Source organism: Pseudomonas sp. (assembly GCF_050739995.1).
GTDB lineage: Bacteria > Pseudomonadota > Gammaproteobacteria > Pseudomonadales > Pseudomonadaceae > Aquipseudomonas.
Genome location: NZ_JBOICG010000233.1, coordinates 1 through 1520 on the forward strand (window position 1 = coordinate 1; position 1520 = coordinate 1520).

The 1520-nt window shown below is 60.2% G+C and carries 1 protein-coding gene; it reads right to left on the reverse strand.

Going from position 1 to position 1520, the window contains the following annotated elements; genetic code table 11:
• On the reverse strand, positions 1-1419 hold a 1419-nt coding region (locus ACRESD_RS07960), incomplete at its 3' end, for a TonB-dependent siderophore receptor (protein ID WP_431750422.1).
• Positions 1420-1520: the final 101 nt, after the last annotated feature.

Consider the following 1520-nt stretch of genomic DNA (forward strand, 5'->3'; position numbering starts at 1 on the left):
GAACACGTATTGCTGGGTATGGCGCGTCGGGTTGCCATCGCTGTCGAAGGCTTTTTCATCCAGGCGCACTTCGCGGCCACCCACAATGGTTTGCCATTGCTCATTGAAGCGAATGCGGTCGGTGACAAACAGGCCGTACTGGCGGCTGTCGAGGTTGCGGTGGCTGGGGTTCAGGGGTTTGTCGGTGGGCGTGAAGCCAGGCGCGTCTTCGTTGATATTGCCACTGCCGATGTATTCGTTGACCGACTTGCGCTTATCGATCACCCGGCGAAACGCACTGGTGCCGAACGTCAGCTCATGGCCCAGGCCCGCCGTGTCGAACAGCCCGGTCATCGCCGCTTGCACTTCGTCGTCACGGCGGGTGTCGTCGGGGCTGCGGTAGTCGTAGATGTCGTAATCACCCTTAGGGCTGAACGTGTTCTTGCCGCAATCGGCCACGTAATAACAGCCCCACGCAAACGAACTGTAATCGTCGATCACTACCTTGCTATGGGCCGCGCTGAGGCTGCCTTTCCATTGATCGCTGAAGCGGTACTCGAACTTGCCATTGAGGTTCAGTGAATCGATGCCGACCTGATGGGAGCCGGTCTGATGTCCGAGCAATTTTTTCGGCGAGGCGTCATGGGGCACCTCGGTGCCACCCAACAACTGATAACCCGGCACCGAGCGCTGTTGCTTGTTCTGGTATTCCGCATCCAGTTGCAGCACGGCATCGGGGCTGATGTTCCAGTCGAAGGCCAGGGACACGAAATCGCGCTGGCCATTGGCGTGCTCCACATAGGAATGCAGGTCTTCATGGGCCACGTTGGCGCGCAGGCCGAATTGCTGTTCGCTGCCAAACCAGCCGCCGACGTCGGTGGCCACATAACCGCTGCCACGATCGTCGGTGGAGACGGTGACCGAGCGCACGTCTTCCGGGCGTTTGGTTATGTAGTTGATCACGCCGCTGGGTTCGGAGATCCCGCTCTGCAACCCGGCCAGGCCCTTGAGCACTTCCACCTGTTGCTTGTTTTCCAGCGCGACATTCTGCTCACCGGTGATGGTGCGCCCGTTGATCTTGTAGCTGCTCGCCGCGTTCAGCGAAAAGCCGCGCACCACAAAGTTTTCGTAGTAGCCAATCGGGGCGTAGCTGTCACCCACCGAGGCGTCGTTACGCAGCACCTCACTGAGCAGGCGCGCCTGCTGGTCCTTGATCAGCGCGGCGTTGATCACCGTGATCGAGGCGGGTGTATCGAGCAAAGGCGTTTCATTGAAGCCACCGACCGAGGCCGTGTCGGTGTGATAACCGGCTTCTTCCTGTCCCTGGACCTGCACCGCCGGGAGTTCTACCTCCGCCGCCAGGCTGTTGCCGATGCTACCGCTGAGCAGCAGGCCGAGGGCGAAACGTGAAGTGACGACGGGACGAAAACGCAAAACCATGGGGGCAGGGCCTTAAAGCGCGGGGCGGGGGGCGCATAAGCTAGGGGGATGTGTCTGGTTTTACAAGATGTAGAGTGAGAACCCGGTCCAATGTGGGAGGG